We start from the raw sequence: 21,864 nt of genomic DNA, 5'->3' as shown, positions 1-21,864 counted from the left end.
AGCAACCAAAATTAATTACAAATCAAAAGTGAATACTGTAAGTACAGAAACTGCTATCTTTAAAAACGAGAGTAAAGCCCTCATCGCTGGAATTTTGTATTCTCTCACTATATATCTAACCTTTCCAGAAGGACCACATTCAATTTCATTGACATAATCAATCTTTATAGAAATATCACCAAATTTGCTCTTAATACTTTCTACAAATCTGGTAACCTCACTTTCATCAAATCCCTTACCTTTTACAATCCTGAGCGTCATATTCTCCAAATCATGCTGAACAAGCTGATACTGCAGCACTCCTTCCATCTCTCTTGCTAATATATTGAAAAAGTGGCTGTCATAAACCTCTCCATTCTTTGTGACAAATATCTCATCAATCCTACCATCTATTTCCTTAATAGTTGGAAATCCTATACCGCAGTCACAGCTTTCATCATCAAGAGTCACCACATCGCCAAGTCTATATCTTAGTCTTGGCATTACATAATTATGAAGATCTGTTACCAAGATTGACTTTCTCTTTTCATTCTCTAATCCTTCGATATCTACAAACTCATAAAATCCTGTCAAGGTCATCAAATGCATCTTACCTTTTGGACATTGATATGCAATTATTCCACCATCCCTCGCACCGTATTCGTTTATCACAGGGCATTTAAATATTTCTTGAATTAAATCCTTTTGGTATTCATATAAATTTTCAGCTGTGGTGACAACTCCCTTGAGCTTTAGCTTCAAGTCTATACCATTTTCTTTTAAAAGATATGCAAGTTTATATGCTGCAGAAGGATATGCGTATATATATAAAGGCTTAAATCTCTTGATTCTTTTTGCAATCTCCTTTATGGTTTTCTCGTTTATATCCCATGAAGAAATTATAAGCCTATTTTTCAGCACTCGCTCTTTAATTTTTCCTTTCAAATCCTTAACATAACCCATGTCATTTCTTGATGCCCAAAGCATCAGACACCTATCACCAATGTTTATCCCCCACCACGAAAGTCCCAAATACCTTGCTGCTTCGTACCACTCAACAGTTTCTCTGTCCATGTAAAACTTCACTGGCTCGCCTGTAGACCCGCCTGTTCTATTTAAGATGCACTTTGAAAGATCTGCTTTTTCTGATAAGTAAAAATCTCTGTTTTCCGAAAACTCTTTTTTCTCCAAGATGGGAAATTCTTTTAAAGCCATTTCTGGACAAGCTTCTATATCTTTTTTGAGATAGTCGTACTTTTTATATGCTGGGACGTGTTCAATACAATACAACAACAGCTTTTTGAGCTCTTCTCTTTGAACATCTTCAATTTTTTCTTGAGAAGCTCTGCTATTTTGTGACAAAATCCTTAGTTTCTTTCTTATTGTGTTTCCTTTAAAAATTTCCATTAAAGAAAAGAATACGTTTCTTATAAGCAATCCAATAAAATCCATATCCTAAACTCCCAATCGAACTTTTTTAATTTACTATTCAAATTATACCACATGCTTCAAAAAACAAACAATAGATTAAATAATTTTAATCAGATTTTCGTGAAAAATAAATAAAAAAGTCTCTCACCCCTTTGTAAAAAATGGGCAAGAGACATCGAAAGCAATTACATTTTCTCTGGAGCGTCAACTCCAAGCAGTCTTAGCATGTTCTTTATGACAATTCTCACACACTCAACAAGAGAAAGCCTTGTAAACATAAGATCTTCATTTTCATTTTTAACTCTGCACGCGTTATAAAAGGCATGGAACATAGATGCCAAATCTAAAAGATATTTTGTCACTCTGCTAACGTCTAAGTTCTTTGCAGCTATCTCTATTTCTTCAGGAAGCTCTAAAAGCTTTTTCAAAAGTTCAAGCTCTTCTTCTTGCTGCAAAAGTTCTACTTTTATTCTACTTTTATCTAACACTATTCCCTCTTCTGAAAGAGCTCTAAGGATTCCGCATGTTCTTGCATGAGCGTATTGGACATAAAACACAGGGTTGTCAAGTGTCTGCTGGGTCACAAGGTCTAAATCTATCTCAATGTGGGTGTCTGCTGATTTTGTATTGAACATAAACCTTGCAGCGTCTTTGCCTATTTCGTCAATAAGGTCAATAAGGGTTATTGCCTTGCCAGTTCTCTTTGACATTCTGACAATTTCTTTGCCTCTTACCAGCCTTACAAGCTGCATAAGAATAACTATGAGCCTTTCTGGGTCAATCCCAAGCGCCTTCATTGCAGCTTTCATTCTTGCAACATGCCCGTGATGGTCAGCACCCCAGATGTCTATCACAATGTCAAAGCCTCTTTTTTCAAACTTGTTTCTGTGATAAGCAATATCAGCTGCAAAATAGGTTGGAATCCCATTTGCTCTTATCAAAACCTCATCTTTTAAGCTTTCATCTATCTTTGATGCTGCAAACCACAGCGCCCCGTCTTTTTCGTACGTGTATCCTCTTGATTTTAAATCCTCAATTGTCTCAAAAACTTCTCCACTTTCATAAAGGCTACTTTCATGAAACCATACATCATATTCTATGCCATATTTTCTCAAGTGCTCTTTCATAAGCGAAATATTTCTCTTTAGGGCAAAGTCAACAAGTTTTTCCCTTCTCTCATCTGAGGACAAGTTCTCTAAATCATCCCCGTGCTCATCTAAATATTCTTTTACCCTTTCGATTATATCCTCACCATGATAGCAATCTTCAGGAAGCTCTATATTTTCGCCCTTGAGCTGTCTGTATCTAATCTCAAGGCTCTGTCCAAACTTTTCTATCTGGTTTCCAGCATCATTGACATAAAACTCTTTTGTGACATTGTATCCTGCCCATTTTAAAAGGTTTGCAAGGCAGTCCCCAAGCGCACCTCCGCGGGCATTCCCCATGTGCATAGGACCAGTCGGATTTGCCGAGACAAACTCAACCATCACTTTTTTGCTATTTCCAATATTTACCTTTCCATAGTCGTCGCCTTCAGACAAAATCACATCCACAACTTTGTAAAGCCAGTCTTTTTTGAAAAAGAAATTTATAAATCCTGGCCCTGCAACTTCAACCTTTTCAATGAAAGTATTTGATAAATCAACTGAGCTTAAAATGCTCTGGGCTATCTCCCGGGGATTTTTCTTTAGTTTTCTTGTAAGCTCCATTGCTATGTTTGTTGCAAAATCGCCGTGAGATTTCTCTTTCGGCTTTTCAATCATTATATCTGGAATGCTGTCAAGCTCAAATATTCCTTTATCAATACAGTTTTTTATGGCATTTTGAACTACATCTTGAATCTGCTGTTTTGCAAGTTTTACCAAATTCAATTTTTTACACCTGCCTCTTTGATTTTAAGTAAAAAGTCATTTTCAGACATCATATGCGAATCCAAATCTATGGCATACTCAACCAAAACCTCTCCACCGCTATCGTCCAAGTCAACTTTCATTCTTTTTGTATAAACCCCAATCATTATAACTCCTTGGTCGGTTATATATGTTGAGATGTGTCTTTTTCCAGGCTCAAATACAAAGGTTGATGTAACATCACCCCAGCGGATTAAAGTGATAAGGTCGGGCTGAATCTTAAAAGTTGTTGTCGTACCTGCAAGCCCGGTCAGTTCGCTTTCCTTATACGTCACAAAATAACTTTCTCCTTTTTTATAGAACTTGCCCTCTGTGAAAAATTCTATGCTACTATTTTCAAAGCTGCTGACGGGGTATTCCTGCGTGCCTTTTACGTAAATCAGGACGTCTTTTTTCATATTTCCACACCCCAAAAAATGGCTATTTTCAGTATCTCTCTATGTCTATCTTCTCTTCACATTTTATCTTTTCATTCAAAAATATTGAAGCTACAGACTCAAACTTTTTGAGATTATCACTTGCATAAAAGTAATATGTTGGTTCTTCGCTGGAACTGTTTAGCATATCATTCTCTTTTAATAGTTCAAACACCTGCTTGGCTGTCTCAAGTGCAGGATTTATTAGCATAACGTCCGGCAATACCTTTTTTATGACATCCTGTAAAAAAGGATAGTGTGTACATCCCAGAACAAGAGTATCTATCTCTTTTTCATTGAACTCTTCTAAGTACTCTTTCGCGACAAGATAAGTTACCTCTTTATCTGTCCATCCTTCTTCTACAAGCGGAACAAAAAGAGGACACGGCTTTGAAAAAACCTGTAGGCTACTATCAAGCTCTAATATCTTCTTTTCAAAAGCCCCACTTGCAATTGTTCCTTCTGTTCCTATAACCCCTATTCTTTTATTTTTAGTAGCTCTTACTGCTGCCTCAGCTCCCGGCTCAATTACTGCAACAATGGGAATGTCAAATTTTGCTTTCAAAGCTTCATATGCATATGCAGAGGCAGTGTTACATGCCACAACCACAATTTTAACATTTTTTGATAGCAAAAACCTTGTGTTTTGCATTGCAAACTTTGTAACTGTCTCTTTAGACTTAGAACCATAGGGAATTCTTGCCGTGTCGCCAAAATACACAATGCTCTCATTTGGCATAAGACTTACAATCTCTTTGAAGACGGTAAGCCCACCCAAACCAGAATCAAATATACCGATCGGTCGCAAATCCATAGCTATTTCAGCCCTCTTTGCTATATTTTATGCTTTTTTTCTGCTCATTCTTCTCAATGGCAAGAGAAATTAGTTTATCAATGAGCTGAGAATATGGAATGCTACTGAACTCCATAAGTTTTGGATACATCGAAATACTTGTAAAACCGGGTATTGTGTTTACCTCGTTGAAATACACTTTGTTCGTATCTTTATCAACAAAAAAGTCCACTCTTGCCATTCCACAGCACTCAAAAATTTTGTAAATCCTTGCTGCCAAATCTTTTATCTCTTCAACAACTTCTTTTGGAAGTCTTGCCGGGATGATGAGCTCTGATGAATTATCAATATACTTTGCCTCATACGAATAAAACTCTCTTGACGGAATTATTTCTCCAGGTTCAGAGACAAATACCTCATCATTCCCAAGAACTGCGCATTCTATCTCACGAGCGTTGATAGCCTGTTCAATCAAAATCTTTGTATCATACAAAAAAGCCTCATGTATTGCTAAAACAAGGTCTTCTCTGTCTTTTGCTTTTGAAATACCAACAGATGAGCCTGAGTTTGCAGGCTTTACAAAAACAGGATACGAAAACTCACTCTCTATTCGCCTTATAAAATAATCTTTTTTAGCTGAATATTCGTTTTTGTATACAACCAAAAAATGCCCCTGTGGTATTCCTTCTAAAAGTGCAAGCTTTTTAGCAAATGCTTTGTCCATGCATATAGCCGACGAAAGAACACCGCAGCCCACATACGGTATGTTAGACAACTCTAAAAGTCCCTGAACTGTCCCGTCCTCACCATTCAGTCCATGCAAAACTGGGAACACAACGTCAATGTCGATAAAGGTAGCCTCGTTATCTTTTATTTTTACAAGTGCCTTTTTGGTTCTATCAGGAGAGATAAAACATTCTATAGAAAACTGAGTCCACTTGTTATCCAAATCTTCAATTTTACCTGTGTACAAGAGCCATTTTCCTTCTTTTGTTATACCTATTGGAATTATTTCGTATTTTTCCTTATCCATATTTTGCATGATTGATTTTGCCGAAACTATAGATATTTCGTGTTCTGTTGAAACTCCTCCAAACAAAACAGCAACCTTTAACTTGGTCATTATCAATATTACCTCCAAAAATATGCTTTTTGTAAATTTATATTATTCATTAGGCAGACAACTTTATTACGGTTTTTATAATCCAAGATAGCTTTTAACATCAAGCAAAATTTCCTCTAATTTCTGTCCATCTGGGCTTTCGCCATAAATTCTTATAAGGTCTTCTGTTCCAGATGGTCTTACCAAAAACCACGACATATCTTCAAGTATAACCTTCAATCCATCCCTTGTTCTGTATTCTACACATCTAAGCCCTGCAACTTCACTTTTGCCGAAATTTTTTATCCTTTCCAAAGCCTCTTCTTTTTTCTGAGAAGTTGTCCTCACATCAATTCTTTTATTATAAAGCTTCCCGTACTCAGATTCAATGCTCTTTAAAATCTCTTTTGGAGATTTTTGAAGCTTTGCAACCGCCTCTGCAACCAAAAGGTCAGCCAAAATCCCATCTTTCTCAGGCACATGCCCCTTTATGGAAAGTCCTCCAGACTCCTCTCCACCGATTAAGCTATCTTCCTTCATCAAACACTCTGCAATATATTTAAATCCAACAGGCGTTTCGATACAGCGCATATTGTGTTTCTGTGCAATTTTGTCGAGCATAGAAGTTGTTGCAACTGTCCTTGCAATTGACGATGCTTTCCCGCGCGTTTTTATCAAATAGTCTGCAAGCATAAAGATTACCTCATTCGCTGAAATATATGTGCCGTCTGGATTTACAACACCAAACCTGTCTGCATCTCCATCTGTTGCAAGGCCTAAGTCAAATTTTTCGCTCTTTATAACCTCTAAAAGGTCTTTCATATTCTCCAAATTAGGCTCTGGCAAATGTCCACCAAAAAGCGGGTCGCGCCAATTATTAATTACCTTTACTTCACATCCAAGCCTCTTGAGCGCTTCATCAACATACCCTATTCCACAGCCATACATAGGATTTACAAGAACTTTTAAAGTTTTCCCTTCAAATGCCTTTTTGTCTATCAAGTTCAAAACATCATTTATATACTCTTCCCTGTGGTCAAAGTACTCAATGAGCTTCTCATCAGGATTTAAACTGCCAAGTCCTTCTTTTTGAATCCTTTCCACGTTTTTTACTATCTTATCTGTAATCTGTGTGTTGGCAGGTCCGCCATAGTGTGGAATAAACTTTATTCCATTGTAGTAATATGGGTTGTGACTTGCTGTTATCATTATTGCTCCGCTTACACCTTTTTTAACAACAGCGTGTGCTAAAGCTGGTGTTGGAATCGGCTTTTTTGAAAGAAGAACGTGTATTGCATTGCTACTTAGAACCTCGGCACATACCTTTGCAAAATTTTCTGAGTGAAATCTATAGTCATAGCCAACTATTATTGTCGGGTTTTCGTAGTTTTCTAAAACATATTCAGATATCGCCTGAGCAACAATTTTTACATTCTCAAAAGTAAAATCGTCTGCTATAACTCCTCTCCAGCCATCTGTTCCAAATGAGATTTTTCTCATCTTTTATTCCCTCCACCAAAAAAGATTGGACAAATATATTATAATATAGTTTGAAATTTTTACAATAAACAAAAAAGATGACCGGACAGAAAATATAGAAATCCGGTCATCCTTCCTTCTTCATTTGTCAGCTGGAGCCAAGTACTTTTCAATCTTCTTTTTAACCCGCTGAAGTGCATTGTCAATTGACTTTACATCCTTGTGAATCATATCAGCAATCTCCTGATAACTCCTTCCTTCAAGGTAAAGGCTCAAAACCTTGAACTCAAAAGGAGAAAGACATTCAGTAATAACATTTATAGCGTTTTCAAGCTCCTCCTTTGTAATCATAACCTCTTCGGGGTCAGAAATGAATGTGTCTGCTAACGTATCAATTAGCGTTCTTTCATCATTTTCTTCGTACACAGGCTTGTTAAGTGATATGTAGGTGTTAAGAGGAATATGTTTTTGCCTACTGGCAGTCTTGATTGCAGTTATCATCTGGCGTGTAATACACATCTCTGCAAACAATCTAAACGAAGGATATTTTGTCTCATCAAAATCACGCACAGCTTTAAACAGACCTATCATGCCTTCTTGATAAATATCCTCCTTATCAGCCCCAATCAAAAAGTACATCCTGCACTTTGCCTTCACAAAGTTTTGATACCTGGAAAGAAGCTCTTCAGTTGCTTCCTTTACTCCTTCTCTTGAATATTTCACTAATTCCTCATCTGAACATTCTTTAAAATTCAAAAGCCATTTTTGTAATGTCAAGGCAATAAGCCTCCTTAAGTTTTTAAGCCTTGTATTGAAATAAAGAAAAAACTCTCACATTAATTATATATTATCACTAAAGCTTCTTTCAAGCTCATTCCAGGTTTTTTTTGAACTTCTCCAATTTGCGAATAACCTCATCTTCTAAAGCATCTTCTAATCTTCCACTTGTATGCATCTTTTCTTTTTCTTTCTTCTCGATTTCTTTTCTATAGTGCTCAATTTCGTATATAAGTTCTCTTGGAGGTATTCTCAATGCACCATCTCCAAGTATCATAAGCTGTTCTAAATAGTCTGAGGTTACAACACCAATCTTTTCGTTTTTGCTATTCTTGTAAACATACTGTTCTATGTAGTTGTCAGCTGTCTCTCCCTCTTTTGTAAATATTACCTCTACATTGCTGATAGTCTCCTTTTTCCGCATAGCTCCTTTAACCAAGTGTGAATCAAACACAATGGTAATTTTATACCCTTTGTAGCCAGAAAAATCAGCCAAAATGTCAATTAACTTTTTTCGTGCACTGTCCAAATCATCTTCAGCAATTTTCCTTAATATTTCCCACGCATTTATAAAGTTGTATCCATCAACCATTAAGTGCACCTTTGATTTCTCCTTCTTTAAGTCTTTGTTTCAAAACCTCAAAAAATATGATACCGGCCGCAACAGAAGCATTAAACGAATTGACATATCCTTTTTGTGGGATTTTTATCAAAAAGTCAGCACCTTCTTTCACAAGCCTGGATATACCTTTTCCTTCAGAACCTATCACAATACATGTTGGAATAGTAAAATCACACTCATAAACAGGTTTTGGACCACTTGCATCTGTAGCAAACACCCATATGCCCTTCTCTTTCAGCTCCTCAATAGTCCTTCTTAAGTTTACAACCCTTGCAATCTTCATATACTCAACAGCACCTGCAGAAGCCTTTTCAACAGCTGGTGTCACAGGGCATGAATTCCTTGCTTCAATCACAATTCCATGCGCTCCACACAAATGTGCAGACCTTATGATAGACCCAAAGTTTTGTGGGTCGGTTATGCCATCAAGCAAAACTAAAAAAGGCGTCTCTCCTCTCTGCCTTGCTTCAGCCAAGATGTCATCTATATCACAATATTCAAATTCCCGCGCAATGGCAATGACACCTTGCGGGTTTTTGGTCTGCGCCATTTTATCTATTTTGCTTTTATCAACAAATTTTACCACAACACCATTTTGTCTGCAAAGCTCTATTATTTTAGCAGTCTCTTTATCTTTTGCCGAATTTGAGATATATACCTCTGTTACCTTAGCCCCGCTTCTGAGCGCTTCTTTTACTGGATTTTTCCCTTCAATTGTCCTCATGCTTCTCCCTCTTTTTCCCAAGATATTTTTCTCTTACCCTTTCAAGCTCTCCACAGGAAAATTTTCCTTCCGGGCAATAGCCAAGTCTTATGCATTTAGGTCCTGCAAATTTGAACATGTTTGGCGCAACCTCTTTTACAAGCTCTAAAATCTTATCTGCAACAGCTCTTATCTCCCACTGAGCTCTGTTGCAGCACCTTTCGCTGAAAAAATGTAAAAGCTCTCTTGCGTTCATTGTCATGATAATCTTTGTTTCACAGGCATTTGGAAGAACATATCTTGCATCTTCTATCGCCATTTTTTCTGCTTTTTTTAAAGCCTCTTTCTCTGAAATTCCTTGCATTTTAAATCTTTCAAAGTGCTTCTTTTGAAGTTTTTCAGACAAAATAGCATAAGCCTGTGAAATCTGAGCCATAGTCTCTATAAAAATATTTTTAAGCTCCTCATCTTCTTCTATGTTTGGCGGAATTATATAATCAAATCCGTCCATCTTGACATACCTCTGAGATTGTTGCGAATACGAAGCAATCCTGTGACGGACAAGCTGGTGTGTAAAGCTTCTTGAAACTCCTTCTATCCCAAATGTAAAGCTTACATGTTCTAAGGGTGACTGATGCCCCACCTCTACCAAAAAATTCAGAAAGTTTTTAACTGCCTCATCATCTAAACTTTCGAAGATATTCTCAATGGTTGTATTAGAATAACAAAGTTTTGCAGCAGTTGCAACAACCTTTTCAGGCTCTGGTGTGTGGGATAAAAGAACAACCTTGAACTTCATAATCAATTCCTCCATGTACAATAATTGCATTTTGCTGGTATAAAAATAAATGAAGTTTTGTGATAAAATTATTGTATCACAAAAAGGGGGCAATTTTATACATGGGAAAACTATTTATTACGCCTAAACAGCAAAACTTTGTTTTAATAGGCTACGATTTTATTAAAAATCATATGCCTTTTTCTGACGGGGAATTTGTGAAGGTATATATCTACCTTAAATATCTTTTCCAGAACAAAATTGAAGCAGTTGAAATAGATAGGATTTCAAAGGAACTAAATCTTCTTGAGAGTGATGTTGTAAAAGCACTTGAATTTTGGGCGCAAAGAAATCTTATAAGGCTTTCCAAAGACGTTGATGGCAATTTTTCAATTGAGTTTTTGGATGAGATGTTTGCATCTGAAAAGGTTGAAAGCACGCCAACACCTCCAGTTTATACAACAGAGGACTTATCCAGATTTTTTGAGACAGATGAAAAGTTTAGAAACCTTCTTGAATTTGCCCAAAAACAGTACTGTAGGACATTTAACAAAAGTGATATTGATGTTTTGCTTGAGATTTATGACTGGCTAAAACTGCCTATTGAGGTTATATTTATGTTAATAAACTATGCTACGATAACCAAAAATAATAAAAACCTTAAATTCCTTGAGCAATTAGCAATCAAATGGAAGGAGCTTAATATTGATAGTATTGAAAAAGCTGAAGAATATATAAAGTCACAGGAAGATACAAGCAGAATAAAAAGGCTTGTTCTTCAGTATCTTGGAATATACAACAGGGCTCCGACCAAGGTGGAAGATGAAATTATGAATGTATGGATAAACGACTGGAAAGTGCCAGAAGATGTTATTATGTATGCTTTGAGCCTTGTGAAAAATGTGAACAATCCCACTGTCAGCTATGTAAATGGTATAATAAAAAGGTGGTATGAAGCAGGTCTAAAAGATTTAGAATCAATTAAAAAGTTTGAGCTTGAAAATGCTCAAAAGAAAGAAAAGAGCAAAAAACAGTCCTCAAATAAAAAGAGCCTCCGTGAAGAAAGAGACCCATCTACATACACTGCGTTAGAAGAACTTTACAAAAAAGCCTTGAGAGGTAATGCAAATGATGACGAATAAGAAAGAAATATTAGAGACGATAGATAGAATATACAAGCAAAGACGCTACAATGCAGAGCTTTCAAAAGAAAGAAAAATAAGTGAACTTTATACAAAATCAAAAGAGTTTGCCGACATATGTGACAAGATAAAATTAGCTGGCTTGAAGCTGTCAAAAGCGTCGCTTATGCAAAATAAAGAGCAAATAGCTAAATATTCCAAAATTTTAGATACGCTTATTTCAAAAAGGACAAAACTTTTAATTGAGATGGGATATCCAAGCGACTATTTAGAACCAGACTATGTGTGCAAGGCATGCCAGGACACGGGTTTTGTTGTTTTAGAAGACAGAGTTGATGTTTGCAAATGCAGGACCCAGCTTTTCATTGAACTTCTGTATGAACAGAGCAAGCTAAAGGACATTCTAAAAGATCATAATTTTGACAATTTCAACTTGAATTACTATTCCAAAGAAGTGGACTTAAAAGAAGGTCTATCACCATATAAGAACATGCTCAAGATAGTCGAAGAAGCGAAAAAGTTTGTAGAAAATTTTGATAAGCCAAATCAAAAAAATCTGTTGTTTTATGGACCAACCGGTCTTGGCAAGACGTTTCTTGCTCACTGTATTGCTAAGGAAATCATTGATAAGGGCAAAACAGTAATATTTTTGGATAGTATCTCTTTCTTTGAGATATTAAAAGACAAGTATTCCAAAATGGTTCGTCTCTATGAAGAGGTAAGCGATGAAGAGTACAAAAGCCTTGAAGAAGTGGACCTTCTGATTATTGATGACCTTGGGAATGAAGGAAAGAATGCTGAGTTTTGCCATGGCGTTTTTCAAAGTTTGCTGGATAAAAGATTTTTGGCAGGCAAAAAAATGGTTATAACAACAAACTACAGCCTTGACGGGCTTGTTACCGTTTATTCGCAGTTCATAATGGGAAGGCTTCAGGAATATTTTATGTTTTTGCATCTGTTCGGAGAAGACGTGAGGGTAATAAAAGCAAAACTTCAGCTTGAAAAGAGAACTTTAGAATTATCATAAAAAGATAAAGGTAACCAGCTTGTAATTTTGCCGGTTACCTTTATTTTATAGCAAAAAGTAGTTCACCTTCACATACAACTTCGCCATCAACTGTTGCTACTGCTTTTGCCTTGCCAATTGAACCTTTGAGAGAAATTAGCTCTGTCTCAATCACAAGAACATCGCCAGGTTTTACAACTTTTTTGAACCTTACCTTGTCAATGCCTGCAAAAAACGGAGTTTTTCCTCTAAACTCTTCTTTTAAAAGCATTGCAACAGCTCCAACCTGTGCCATTGCCTCAACAATTAACACACCCGGCATCACAGGATTTGAAGGAAAATGTCCCTGGAAAAACGGTTCGTTGATTGTAACGTTTTTAACTCCCTTTGCTCGCTTTCCTTCTTCAACTTCTATAATTCTGTCCACAAGCAAAAAAGGGTATCTGTGAGGAATAATTTGTAGTATTTTGTCAATGTTATACATAACTTAATCTTCCTTTCTAATCTAAAATCCTAAAAACTCAAACTCTTACACCCTAACTATAAACACCAAAACAAAATAGGTGACCATTAAAATCAAACCTATTGGAACTCCAATTTTTGCCCATTCTTTGCTTTTTATTTTAAATTTTCCTGCTGATATTATGTTCGGTATATTCCCAGGTATTAACATTCCTCCGCTTATAATCATTCCAAGAATAATCGCCCTAACCTGTTCATTTGTCATTTCTTTAGAAATTTCAGCTGCTGCCAGGGTTGCGTTGTCCACTATAGCAGAAATCATATTTACCCAGTAAAGAATCTTTGCATCCAACTTTATAATGTACAAATCTATCAATGGTTTGAAAGCTGTTCCTAAAAGCTCAAGTGCAAACACAAATACAAAAACCTTGAAAGCCCTTAAAAAAACATCTTTAACTCCCTCTGTATTTTCTATATATTCATCTTTATCAACTTTATTTGCCTTTTTAACAACTAAGGCTGCCAAAAATGCCATAAGCAATATTGTGATAATAATTTCAAATCCAATAGCCCTTGCTAAATAGAAAAAATCAGCTTTGAGCTTTGAAATAGTAATAGTCGCCAATGGTTCACCCACTGGCGTTAATGCTGCTCCAAATCCTATCGCAAAACATGCCAATACAATAACTTTTAATTTGGTATTTCTCTCAAGCGGTGTATGATGTAAAATTTCGGTCAATAACAATGATGCAATTATCGCGGTAATAAAACTGGAACTTAATCCTAAGATAAGAATTAAAATGAACACAAAAAATTGTATTGAAATCTTATGGGTCAATAATTCAATCATTTTGTTTATTCTACTTCTAAAGAAGAAAAACAGCAAACCTGCTATCAAAACTGCAAAAGTTATATAGTAGATTAATCTATTTTGAAGTATGTGCTCAAATAACTTTAAATTCATCTGTTTAGAAATAATAACACCAATAATACCCATTACAAACAAGAAATACTCCAAATTGTGCTCAACTGCCTTTAATAAAAAGGGTAAAAATAAAATAACCAATAGCAGAATTATTAATCCTGCAATCATTTGGAAAACTCCTTCCTAATATTATTGACAGCTATTCTTGGCATTGCTGTATTCTTCAGTTATTATATCATACGTTTGTGAAAGAATATAATTTAATCTCTCAATGTTATTTGCTAAATAAAGATAACCAATTAGTGCCTCAAGGGCCGTGGCATATTTATAATCACTCAACTTGGCATTTCTGGGAATGGTTTTTGGTTTTGCATTTCTGCCTCTCTTTACAATTCTTTTTTCATCTTCATCAAGCTCTTCATATAATTTTTTTATAGCCATTGCTTGACTCGAAGCTTTTACATACATAGTAGTTCTAAGATAGTATAGGTAGGGGGTCAAATCTGGATTTTCAGCTATTATTTTGTTTCTTACAAACAACTCATATACTGCATCTCCAATATAAGCATATACTAAAGGACTGAGCAACCTGTCCTCACTCTCTTTCAAATACGTTTTTAAAATATCCAAAAAGCGCACTCTTTATTAATCAGCTGTTCCAAGTACCCTTATTGTATTTACATAAGGGTCGGCTGTGCCCTGCAGCTGGCAGTCTTCTTCTTTTAAAAGTTTTATATAATCAACAAGGTCCTTTGTAATTCTTTCACCCGGCAAAATAAGTGGTATTCCAGGCGGATACGCCATGACCATCTCACCCGAAATCTCTCCGACTGCATTGTCAAGCTCAACAACCTTTTTAGAGCTATAAAACGCATCTCTTGGCGACACAATCACCTGCGGTGAGTGCAGTACTATGGTTGGTGTCTTTACATCCTTGACACCAAGCTTTTTCGCCATATCGCGAAGAGCTTCAATTAGCTTTTCCACACTCTCCTGTGTATCTCCCAAAGAGATTATTGCAAGGATATTGTAAAGGTCAGACATCTCAACCTGGATGTTATACTCATCCCTCAAAATTCTCTCAGCTTCATATCCAGTTATGCCGAGTCTTCTTACATTTATACCAAGTTTTGTCTCATCAAAGTCATAAACACCTGGCGTCCCAATTAGCTCTTTTCCAAATGCATAAAGTCCTTCAATCTTGTTAATCTCTTCTCTTGCCATTCTGGCAAGTCGCAAAGTTTCTTCTAACATCTCTTCACCATACATTGCAAGCTGTTTTCTTGCAACGTCTATGGAACACATCAGAATGTATGACGAGCTTGTTGTCATAGTAAGGTTCAAAACCTGCTTGACAGTTTCTGGTTGAATCCTGTGGCCTCTAAGAAGAAGCACTGAACTTTGAGTGAGCGACCCGCCTGTTTTGTGAGTAGAAACTGCGCTCATGTCTGCTCCAACTTCCATTGCAGTGAGCGGAAAATCGTTATGAAATCCCATATGTGCACCATGCGCTTCATCTACCAAAACGGCCATTCCAAACTTGTGCGCTGTCCTTGTTATGGACTTCAAATCACTTGCAATTCCATAATATGTTGGGTTTATAACAAAAACTGCTTTGGCATGAGGATGTTTCAATATTGCCTTTTTTACATTCTCAATTGTAACACCCATAGTAATCCCAAGCTCTTCATTGACCTCTGGCTGAACATAAACAGGAATTGCCCCGCTTAGGATTATCCCGCCAAACGCGCTTTTATGTGCATTTCGAGGCAGTATTATCTCATCTCCAGGTTCGCATGCCGACATTATCATTGTCTGAACACCGGATGTCGTGCCATTTACCAGAAAATATGCATACTGAGCACCAAACGCGCTTGCAAATAGTTTTTCAGCTTCATAGATGACACCAATTGGGTTGTTTGCATTGTCTAAATCTTCCATGCCATTTAAATCCATGAGCATGACGTTTTGCCCGACAAAATCGGTAAACTCTTTAAGACCTCTTCCATATTTGTGCCCTGGAACGTGGAACGGTATTATGTTCTTTTCAATATGTCTTTTTACAGCATCAAATAAGGGTGTTTTGCTCTGATCCTCCTTTGTCACCTTATTCTGCCCTGCCTCCATTTCTTTCTCTATATTTTTTAATTTTCTGATTGATAATTATACCACACTGCAATTTTTTTAAAAGTATTTTTTTTTACTCAAAAGTTACGCGGCTCACGCCTTCAATCAGATATAACTCTGTTATAAGTTGATTTATGCTGGTATCTGGCAAAACCAAAGCTTTATAACAAACCTTTTCATTCTCTTCATGCATAAATTTGATATCCTTTATTGTCACGGAGTGTGCAGTCAAAATTGAATCTATCTTTTGAATAAAACTTTTCAAGTTGTGCCCCTCGACAGTAATTGACCTCAAAATTCCTTTTGATACAAATCTTACTTCAAACTTTTTTAATAGAATCAAAGTAAGATACACAGCTGCTGTTGCTAAAAAAGCTCCTTTGTAATACCCAATTCCAATTGCAAGACCAATACACGCAACAGCCCACAGAGTTGCAGCAGTGGTCAATCCCTTTACTGTCGCACCATCTTTTATAATTGTCCCTGCACCCAAAAAACCAATTCCTGAGATGACCTGAGCCCCAAGCCTTGCAACATCTATGTTTGCATGCCCTTTGTAATAAATATCATAGATATACTCAGATGTCATCATAACAAGCGTTGAACCTACACACACCAAAATGTGCGTTCTGAAACCTGCCGGTCTGTGGACATTTTCACGTTCAATGCCAATGAGTCCACCTGCTAAGATTGCAAATATGATTTTCAATATATCCTGCAGCATTCAAGATTCCCTCTTTAGGATGTGAGATTATACTTATATTTTATACTACATAATTTAAGAAAATTAAAGAGGCTGCTCACCATTTTTTAACTTTCGGAAAGCAGCCTCCTCCGGCAAACTTTATTATTTTGTCCACAATTCAATATTCTGCTTAATTCTCTTTGTATAATATTCTTCAACTTTGCTGTTGCCAAGTTTCTCAAAACCAGCTAAAAATTCGTTCCATACCTTATCAAAATCCTTTTCTTTTGCCATTACAACTTTTGGAATGGTCGAAAGTGTATAATTCCAAATTTTATCGTTTATTGTTTTGATATTAGGATCATCAATTGAAATCATCCACAGATATCCCCACGTTTTTTCTGGATATTCATTTGATTTTGGGAACAAGTCCTTCCAAATCTCAGCTTTGTATGCTGAGAGAACTTTCTTTTCAACATCACTATAGTTCTTTCTTATATCTTCTTTCCTTGTATCAGGTGCAATTGGATTTCCTGTTGAATCAATATACGTATTGGGCAGTCTTGGGAATGGATAAAGGTATGCACCAATCCCAGTCTTTTTAGAGAACGTTGGGTCTGTTTTTCGCATCTGGTCAATTTTTGAAAGAAATACTCTTTTACCATTTACATATGTGTGATGAACTCCTTCTATTCCCCACTGTCTTAAGATATTTGCATCTTCTGTGCACATCCAATCTAAAAATTTAATGGCTCTTACCTTGTCCTTGCACTTGACAGTTATTGCAACACCCCAGCCACCTGTGTATCCAACCTTAACATCGGGCGGAGCCTGTTTAATCTTTTCGTTTACTGTAACAGGATAATAACCATATGTGTATTCATATTTTCCTGCTTTCTTAAGTGCTGTAATAGGCTCGCTCACAGCCCAGCCAGCATCAATCAAAGCAAGCACTCTTCCCGATGCAATCTTTGCTTTGTACTGGTCATCCTTTTGAACAAATGTTTCTCTATCAAGAATTCCAGCATTCCACAAGTGATTTAACCATTTGAAATATTCTTTTTCAATAGGTCTTTTATAATGTCTAATTACCTTTAAAGTCTTTGGATCAACATAAAACTCTCCATCATCAGGTGCACCAGTTGCTATAAATGCTGGATTTGTTACAGAAATAACCGTTCTCCAGTCATCAGCAGAAAGTGTCAGAGGAATGGTTGGAAGACCGTCTGTTGTAGGATGTTTTTTCCAGTAATTTACTATGACATTTTCAAAATCTTTTATTGTCCTAATCTTAGGATATTTCTGCTCAATTACTACTCTGTGCTGAACCATAAAACCGCCATTTACATCCAGTGTTGCATCATTATCTGTTGTTATTCCCAAGCAATAGATATGCGGGTCTTGAGGACTCCATCTGAGCCTTTTAAGATTTTTGCCATATGCCTTTTTGATATTAGGACCGTATTTTTCTATTAAACTATCCAGCTGTACAATACCACCGGCATTCTTAAGAAGCTGCAAATCTCCCTTTGCATAAACCAAATCCGGGTAGTCACCACTTGCTGCCATAAGCTGAAGTTTTTGTTGACCAGCACCTGCAGCTATTGCATACTCAATTTTTAATGTAACACCTGTAAGTTCTTTTATCTTCTGCGCGACTGGAGACTTAAATCCATCATCATTTGGGTTTGTTTCAGCACTATACATTGTAAATGTAATAGGAGTTTTAGCTTCTGGTGTTGGTTTTAGAGGATGGACAAGCTTTGAACTACCAGCATTCCCAACAAAGCCAATTCCTAAAACAAAGCTTACAACCACTACAATTGATAAAACCGAGAGTAACTTTTTTGAAATTCTCATACCTCATTTAACCCTCCCCATTTTTTGTTTTATGCTAAAAGCTGGTTTTTACCAGCTAAAAGCCCATCCACTCTACTAACTCTTTACAGCACCAATTGTCATACCATGAATAAAATATCTCTGAACAAATGGATACACGAACAATATTGGCAAGGTTACAATTATGGTCATAGCCATTCTGAGAGAATGAGGGGTTACCTTCATTGTTCTGTTAGGGTCAAGATTGCTGTAGTAATCTACCTGAGATGAAGCTGTTGCATTAGACAAAATCTTTTGAAGTTCATATTGCAAGGTTGTGAGCTTTGGTTCACTTGAGCAATAAAGATATGTATCAAACCATGAGTTCCAGTGCCCCACGGCAATGAATAAGCTTATTGTTGCGATTACAGGTGCACAAAGTGGCAATATTATCTTCCAGAATATCAAAAAGTCATTAGCACCATCTATCATTGCAGACTCTTCTACATCAGCTGGAATGCCTTCCATGTAAGATTTTATGACAATCACGTTAAACGGACTTATAAGCCCGGGCAGAATGTACACAAGGAAATTGTTCATAAGTCCAAGACCACGCATGAGCATATACTCTGGAATAAGTCCCCCGCTCACGTACATGGTTATAATAAACATTATCGAAACAGCTTTTCTTGCAATAAAATCCTTTCGGTTTATAACATAGGCAACCATTGCAGATGAAAGTACTCCTAAAACTGTTCCAGTTACTGTTCTTAATACAGTTATAAACACAGCCCATGGAATTTGAGGATAATTTAAGGTTTCTATGTAATTTACCAATGTAAATTTTCTGGGAAAAATAGTTATTCCACCTTTTATTGCATCGTAAGGGTCATTTAGTGATACAGCAAGGACATGTAAAAATGGATATAAGGTTACAATTGCTAAGACTATCATTAACGTGTAATTAAAAATCTCAAATGCTATGTCGCCCACTGTCTTCTTTTTCATCTTAAAAAGCCTCCCACATCGTTTTCCAATTTTTAACTACATCATTCTATAGCCAGTTGTCTTTTTAGAAAGCCAGTTTGCAAAGATCAAAAGCGTAAGACTTAAAACTGACTTGAATACCCCCGCAGCTGTGCCAAAAGAATATCTGCCTGTACCAATTCCGTACGAAAGAATATAAAGGTCAATGACATCTGCCACATCCCTTGTTGCAGCTGTTCTTAAAAGAAACTGTCTTTCAAAGCCTATATTGATTATATTTCCTATGCTTAAAATAAGAAGGACAATAACGGTCGGCATTATTCCGGGAAGGGTAATACTTATCATTTTTCTAAACCTTCCTGCACCATCAACAGTTGCTGCCTCGTAAAGTTCGGGATTTATTGAAGTGATTGCTGCTAAATAAATTATCGTGTTCCAGCCAAGTTCTTTCCAAATATCAGAAAATGTAACTATCCACCAAAAATAACGCGGTTCTGCCATAAACATAATTGGGTAATTTGTCAAATGGAGTTTTTGCAAGATTTGATTTATAATACCGCTTGGAGACAAAATCTCACTTACCAAACTTGCAACAACAACCCATGAAACAAAGTGGGGAAGGTATGAAATTGTTTGGACAGTCCTCTTAAACGCCATATTCTTTATTTCATTTAAAAGCAAAGCTAATATTATCGGTAGCGGAAAACCAAATACTAATCCCATAATGCTCATTACCAGTGTATTTCGCATAGCCTTATAAAAATCTGGGTCTTGGAACATCTCTGCAAACCATCTTATCCCTACCCATTCTTGTTGCCAAATTGGTTTTCCAGGTCTGTAATCTTGAAAAGCCATTATCCATCCCCACAGGGGTATGTATCTAAATATTATTAACCAAACAATAAATGGGAATACCATTAAGATTAAATATCTTTGTTTCCACAATGTTTTGGTTAATTTAGATTTATTCATTTATAAACCTCCAAGGTTTTCTGTTTATTTTTTTGAATCTTGCTTGCAATTATAATTCTAAAATCAAAAATTAAAAACTCATACCCCAATATTTTGACATGTTATACCCGACAGTTTTGTTTTGTCTTACCCACAAAAAAATAAAAGCCTTTCAGAATAGGCCTTTCAAGAAGCTCAAGGTGAATTTTTTTCTTCATTTTTATTCCCTACTTTGTATTCTTTTGGTGAACATCCCACATATTTTTTAAATCTTGAACAAAAATAATCTATATCCTCATACCCAACTTTCCTGGCAACTTCCGAAACCTTTTCGCCACCTTTTAGAAATTCTTTTGCTTTTTCAATTCTTACTTTTTCGACGTAGGATGAAAAGTTTTCACCAAAAGTCTTTTTGAAAAGTTTACTAAAATAAGAGGTATTATAACCAAAACTCTCTGCCAAAGCCTCAAGCTTTATATCTCTGAAATAGTTCTTTTTTAAAAACTCCTCAATTTTATCCTTAAAGTCTTCTGAATAAAGTTTTCTTATTCGTTCTGAAATCATAACAAAATAGTATTTTACAAGACCTTTCAGTTCTGTTAAAGTTTTTTGTAAAAATAGATTTCTGAAAACTTCTTGAGAGAGGTATCCTTCTACAACTTTTTTATACTCTTCATTTTGAGACAACTTATATAAAACCTCAACAAAGAAATTATAAAAGTCACTCTTTGCTTCCCCCTCAGAAACATCTTTTTCTATCAAGTTATTTGCTTTTATCTCTAATATTTCATTTATTTTGGCAAAGTTGCCAAGTTCAATAGCAACTGCCAAATCAGAAGCAAATCTTTTGTTATCAAAACTTCTTTCACCTGTATCTCTTTGGAAAAATACTTCTTTTGTAAATATTAATCCACGATACCCCAATAAAAACCTTTTCTTTAAAAGTACATTCGCTTCTTTAAAAGACTTTGGTATTTCACTATAATTTTCTACTTCACTTCCAATTGAAATAATAATTTGACCACCAGTATGTTTCATAAGAGTATCCTTTAAAATATTAATACTTCTCCCATTGAATGGATAATAAAAATCCTTGAAAAGTATACAAATATTGTTGTTAATTATAACAGAAAAACCGCACATATTTTTTTCTAAAAAACCATCCACTTTTTCTTTTACATATAAAACTTTTTGACTTATCTCACAACAGCTCAAATTTTCCTCGAGCAGCTGAACTATAGCAACTTGATATTTTTTCCACGGAAGCTGAAGTTCAAAAAATTTATTTATATAGTCTATTTCGCTATTGCTCAAAGCCCCAAATATTAGTTTTTCAATTGCTTTCTCCTTAGTCAATTTTTTTGTACTTGAAATTATCTGTGTTACTTCAAACTCTTCTTCCAGTTTTTGTTTTATGATTTTTAACTTTTCTTCAAGAAGGTTTTTATCAACAGGTTTTAAAAGATAACCCTCAACTCCAAGTTCTACAGCCTTTTGAGCATATTCAAACTCCGAATAACCAGAAAGGATAACAATCTTGGTTGACAGATTTTTTTCTTTTACTTTCTGTATAAGTGAAAGTCCATCAATCCCAGGTATTCTTATATCAATTAAAGCAACCTCAGGATTTATTTCGAGCAGTTTCGAAACACCATCTACACCATCATATGCAACAGCAACTATTTCAAATCCAAGTGCACTCCAGTCTAAAATCTTTTTCAGCCCTTCAATAATTATCGGCTCATCATCAATTAAAACTACTTTAAACAAA

Annotated in this window: 21 protein-coding genes; 2 read left to right on the top strand and 19 right to left on the bottom strand. The window is 35.9% G+C overall.

Annotated elements, in window-relative coordinates; translation table 11 throughout:
* Positions 1-15: 15 nt before the first annotated feature.
* From OTK01_RS03515 to thyX, 10 genes are all read right to left on the bottom strand, one after another.
* Positions 16-1,431, bottom strand: a complete 1,416-nt coding sequence (locus OTK01_RS03515) for a phenylacetate--CoA ligase family protein (RefSeq protein ID WP_013431915.1) — start codon at positions 1,429-1,431, stop codon at positions 16-18.
* A 164-nt stretch (positions 1,432-1,595) separates the two neighbouring features.
* Positions 1,596-3,281, bottom strand: a complete 1,686-nt coding sequence (argS, locus tag OTK01_RS03510) for an arginine--tRNA ligase (protein ID WP_029229074.1) — start codon at positions 3,279-3,281, stop codon at positions 1,596-1,598.
* The gene (locus OTK01_RS03505; protein ID WP_013431913.1) at positions 3,278-3,718 is read right to left on the bottom strand and encodes a YwiB family protein; all 441 of its coding nucleotides are present in this window, start codon (positions 3,716-3,718) and stop codon (positions 3,278-3,280) included. The genes argS and OTK01_RS03505 overlap by 4 nt, the downstream gene beginning before the upstream one ends.
* Positions 3,719-3,746: 28 nt before the next feature.
* The gene (gene murI, locus OTK01_RS03500; RefSeq protein ID WP_013431912.1) at positions 3,747-4,550 is read right to left on the bottom strand and encodes a glutamate racemase; all 804 of its coding nucleotides are present in this window, start codon (positions 4,548-4,550) and stop codon (positions 3,747-3,749) included.
* 7 nt (positions 4,551-4,557) lie between these two features.
* Positions 4,558-5,652, bottom strand: coding sequence for a D-alanine--D-alanine ligase family protein (locus OTK01_RS03495; protein WP_013431911.1), 1,095 nt, complete (start codon positions 5,650-5,652; stop codon positions 4,558-4,560).
* Positions 5,653-5,727: 75 nt separating this feature from the next.
* Positions 5,728-7,131: a phosphoglucomutase/phosphomannomutase family protein gene (locus tag OTK01_RS03490; RefSeq protein WP_029229075.1), complete on the bottom strand. Its 1,404-nt coding sequence runs from the start codon at positions 7,129-7,131 to the stop codon at positions 5,728-5,730.
* 120 nt (positions 7,132-7,251) lie between these two features.
* A complete protein-coding gene (locus OTK01_RS03485) occupies positions 7,252-7,887 on the bottom strand; it encodes an RNA polymerase factor sigma-70 (protein ID WP_029229076.1) in 636 nt (211 codons plus the stop codon).
* Between the two features lie 94 nt (positions 7,888-7,981).
* Positions 7,982-8,488: an NYN domain-containing protein gene (locus tag OTK01_RS03480; protein ID WP_029229077.1), complete on the bottom strand. Its 507-nt coding sequence runs from the start codon at positions 8,486-8,488 to the stop codon at positions 7,982-7,984.
* A complete protein-coding gene (rlmB, locus tag OTK01_RS03475) occupies positions 8,472-9,233 on the bottom strand; it encodes a 23S rRNA (guanosine(2251)-2'-O)-methyltransferase RlmB (protein WP_029229078.1) in 762 nt (253 codons plus the stop codon). The genes OTK01_RS03480 and rlmB overlap by 17 nt, the downstream gene beginning before the upstream one ends.
* The gene (thyX, locus tag OTK01_RS03470; RefSeq protein WP_029229079.1) at positions 9,220-10,011 is read right to left on the bottom strand and encodes an FAD-dependent thymidylate synthase; all 792 of its coding nucleotides are present in this window, start codon (positions 10,009-10,011) and stop codon (positions 9,220-9,222) included. Before thyX ends, rlmB begins: the two co-directional genes overlap by 14 nt.
* A gap of 101 nt (positions 10,012-10,112) precedes the next feature.
* On the opposite strand from thyX, the gene OTK01_RS03465 reads away from it, so the two are divergent.
* Together OTK01_RS03465 and OTK01_RS03460 are read left to right on the top strand one after the other, a co-directional pair.
* Positions 10,113-11,132, top strand: coding sequence for a DnaD domain-containing protein (locus OTK01_RS03465; RefSeq protein WP_013431905.1), 1,020 nt, complete (start codon positions 10,113-10,115; stop codon positions 11,130-11,132).
* The gene (locus OTK01_RS03460) at positions 11,119-12,159 is read left to right on the top strand and encodes an ATP-binding protein (protein WP_029229080.1); all 1,041 of its coding nucleotides are present in this window, start codon (positions 11,119-11,121) and stop codon (positions 12,157-12,159) included. The genes OTK01_RS03465 and OTK01_RS03460 overlap by 14 nt, the downstream gene beginning before the upstream one ends.
* Positions 12,160-12,199: 40 nt before the next feature.
* Here the strand turns inward: OTK01_RS03460 and fabZ are convergent, their stop codons facing one another.
* The 9 genes from fabZ to OTK01_RS03415 form a co-directional block, all read right to left on the bottom strand.
* Positions 12,200-12,622 carry a 3-hydroxyacyl-ACP dehydratase FabZ gene (gene fabZ / locus OTK01_RS03455; protein WP_013431903.1) on the bottom strand — a complete coding sequence of 141 codons (423 nt, stop codon included), beginning with the start codon at positions 12,620-12,622 and terminating at the stop codon, positions 12,200-12,202.
* A gap of 45 nt (positions 12,623-12,667) precedes the next feature.
* Positions 12,668-13,693: a DUF1646 family protein gene (locus tag OTK01_RS03450; RefSeq protein ID WP_013431902.1), complete on the bottom strand. Its 1,026-nt coding sequence runs from the start codon at positions 13,691-13,693 to the stop codon at positions 12,668-12,670.
* A gap of 21 nt (positions 13,694-13,714) precedes the next feature.
* The gene (locus OTK01_RS03445; RefSeq protein ID WP_013431901.1) at positions 13,715-14,155 is read right to left on the bottom strand and encodes a Mini-ribonuclease 3; all 441 of its coding nucleotides are present in this window, start codon (positions 14,153-14,155) and stop codon (positions 13,715-13,717) included.
* Positions 14,156-14,170: 15 nt separating this feature from the next.
* Positions 14,171-15,652 (bottom strand): aminotransferase class I/II-fold pyridoxal phosphate-dependent enzyme, encoded by a 1,482-nt coding sequence (locus tag OTK01_RS03440; protein ID WP_013431900.1) that lies wholly within the window; start codon positions 15,650-15,652, stop codon positions 14,171-14,173.
* 73 nt (positions 15,653-15,725) lie between these two features.
* A complete protein-coding gene (locus OTK01_RS03435; RefSeq protein WP_029229081.1) occupies positions 15,726-16,376 on the bottom strand; it encodes an MgtC/SapB family protein in 651 nt (216 codons plus the stop codon).
* A 123-nt stretch (positions 16,377-16,499) separates the two neighbouring features.
* A complete protein-coding gene (locus OTK01_RS03430) occupies positions 16,500-18,197 on the bottom strand; it encodes an ABC transporter substrate-binding protein (RefSeq protein ID WP_029229082.1) in 1,698 nt (565 codons plus the stop codon).
* Between the two features lie 75 nt (positions 18,198-18,272).
* Positions 18,273-19,163 carry a carbohydrate ABC transporter permease gene (locus tag OTK01_RS03425; protein ID WP_029229083.1) on the bottom strand — a complete coding sequence of 297 codons (891 nt, stop codon included), beginning with the start codon at positions 19,161-19,163 and terminating at the stop codon, positions 18,273-18,275.
* Between the two features lie 36 nt (positions 19,164-19,199).
* Positions 19,200-20,114, bottom strand: a complete 915-nt coding sequence (locus OTK01_RS03420) for an ABC transporter permease (protein ID WP_029229084.1) — start codon at positions 20,112-20,114, stop codon at positions 19,200-19,202.
* Positions 20,115-20,288: 174 nt separating this feature from the next.
* Positions 20,289-21,863 carry a response regulator transcription factor gene (locus OTK01_RS03415; RefSeq protein ID WP_029229085.1) on the bottom strand — a complete coding sequence of 525 codons (1,575 nt, stop codon included), beginning with the start codon at positions 21,861-21,863 and terminating at the stop codon, positions 20,289-20,291.
* Position 21,864: the final 1 nt, after the last annotated feature.

The sequence above is a fragment of the Caldicellulosiruptor acetigenus genome (assembly GCF_026914305.1).
GTDB classification, from domain to species: Bacteria; Bacillota; Thermoanaerobacteria; order Caldicellulosiruptorales; family Caldicellulosiruptoraceae; genus Caldicellulosiruptor; species Caldicellulosiruptor acetigenus.
Note: the sequence above shows the minus strand (reverse complement) of the source record. Positions and strands in the feature narration are given on the sequence as shown.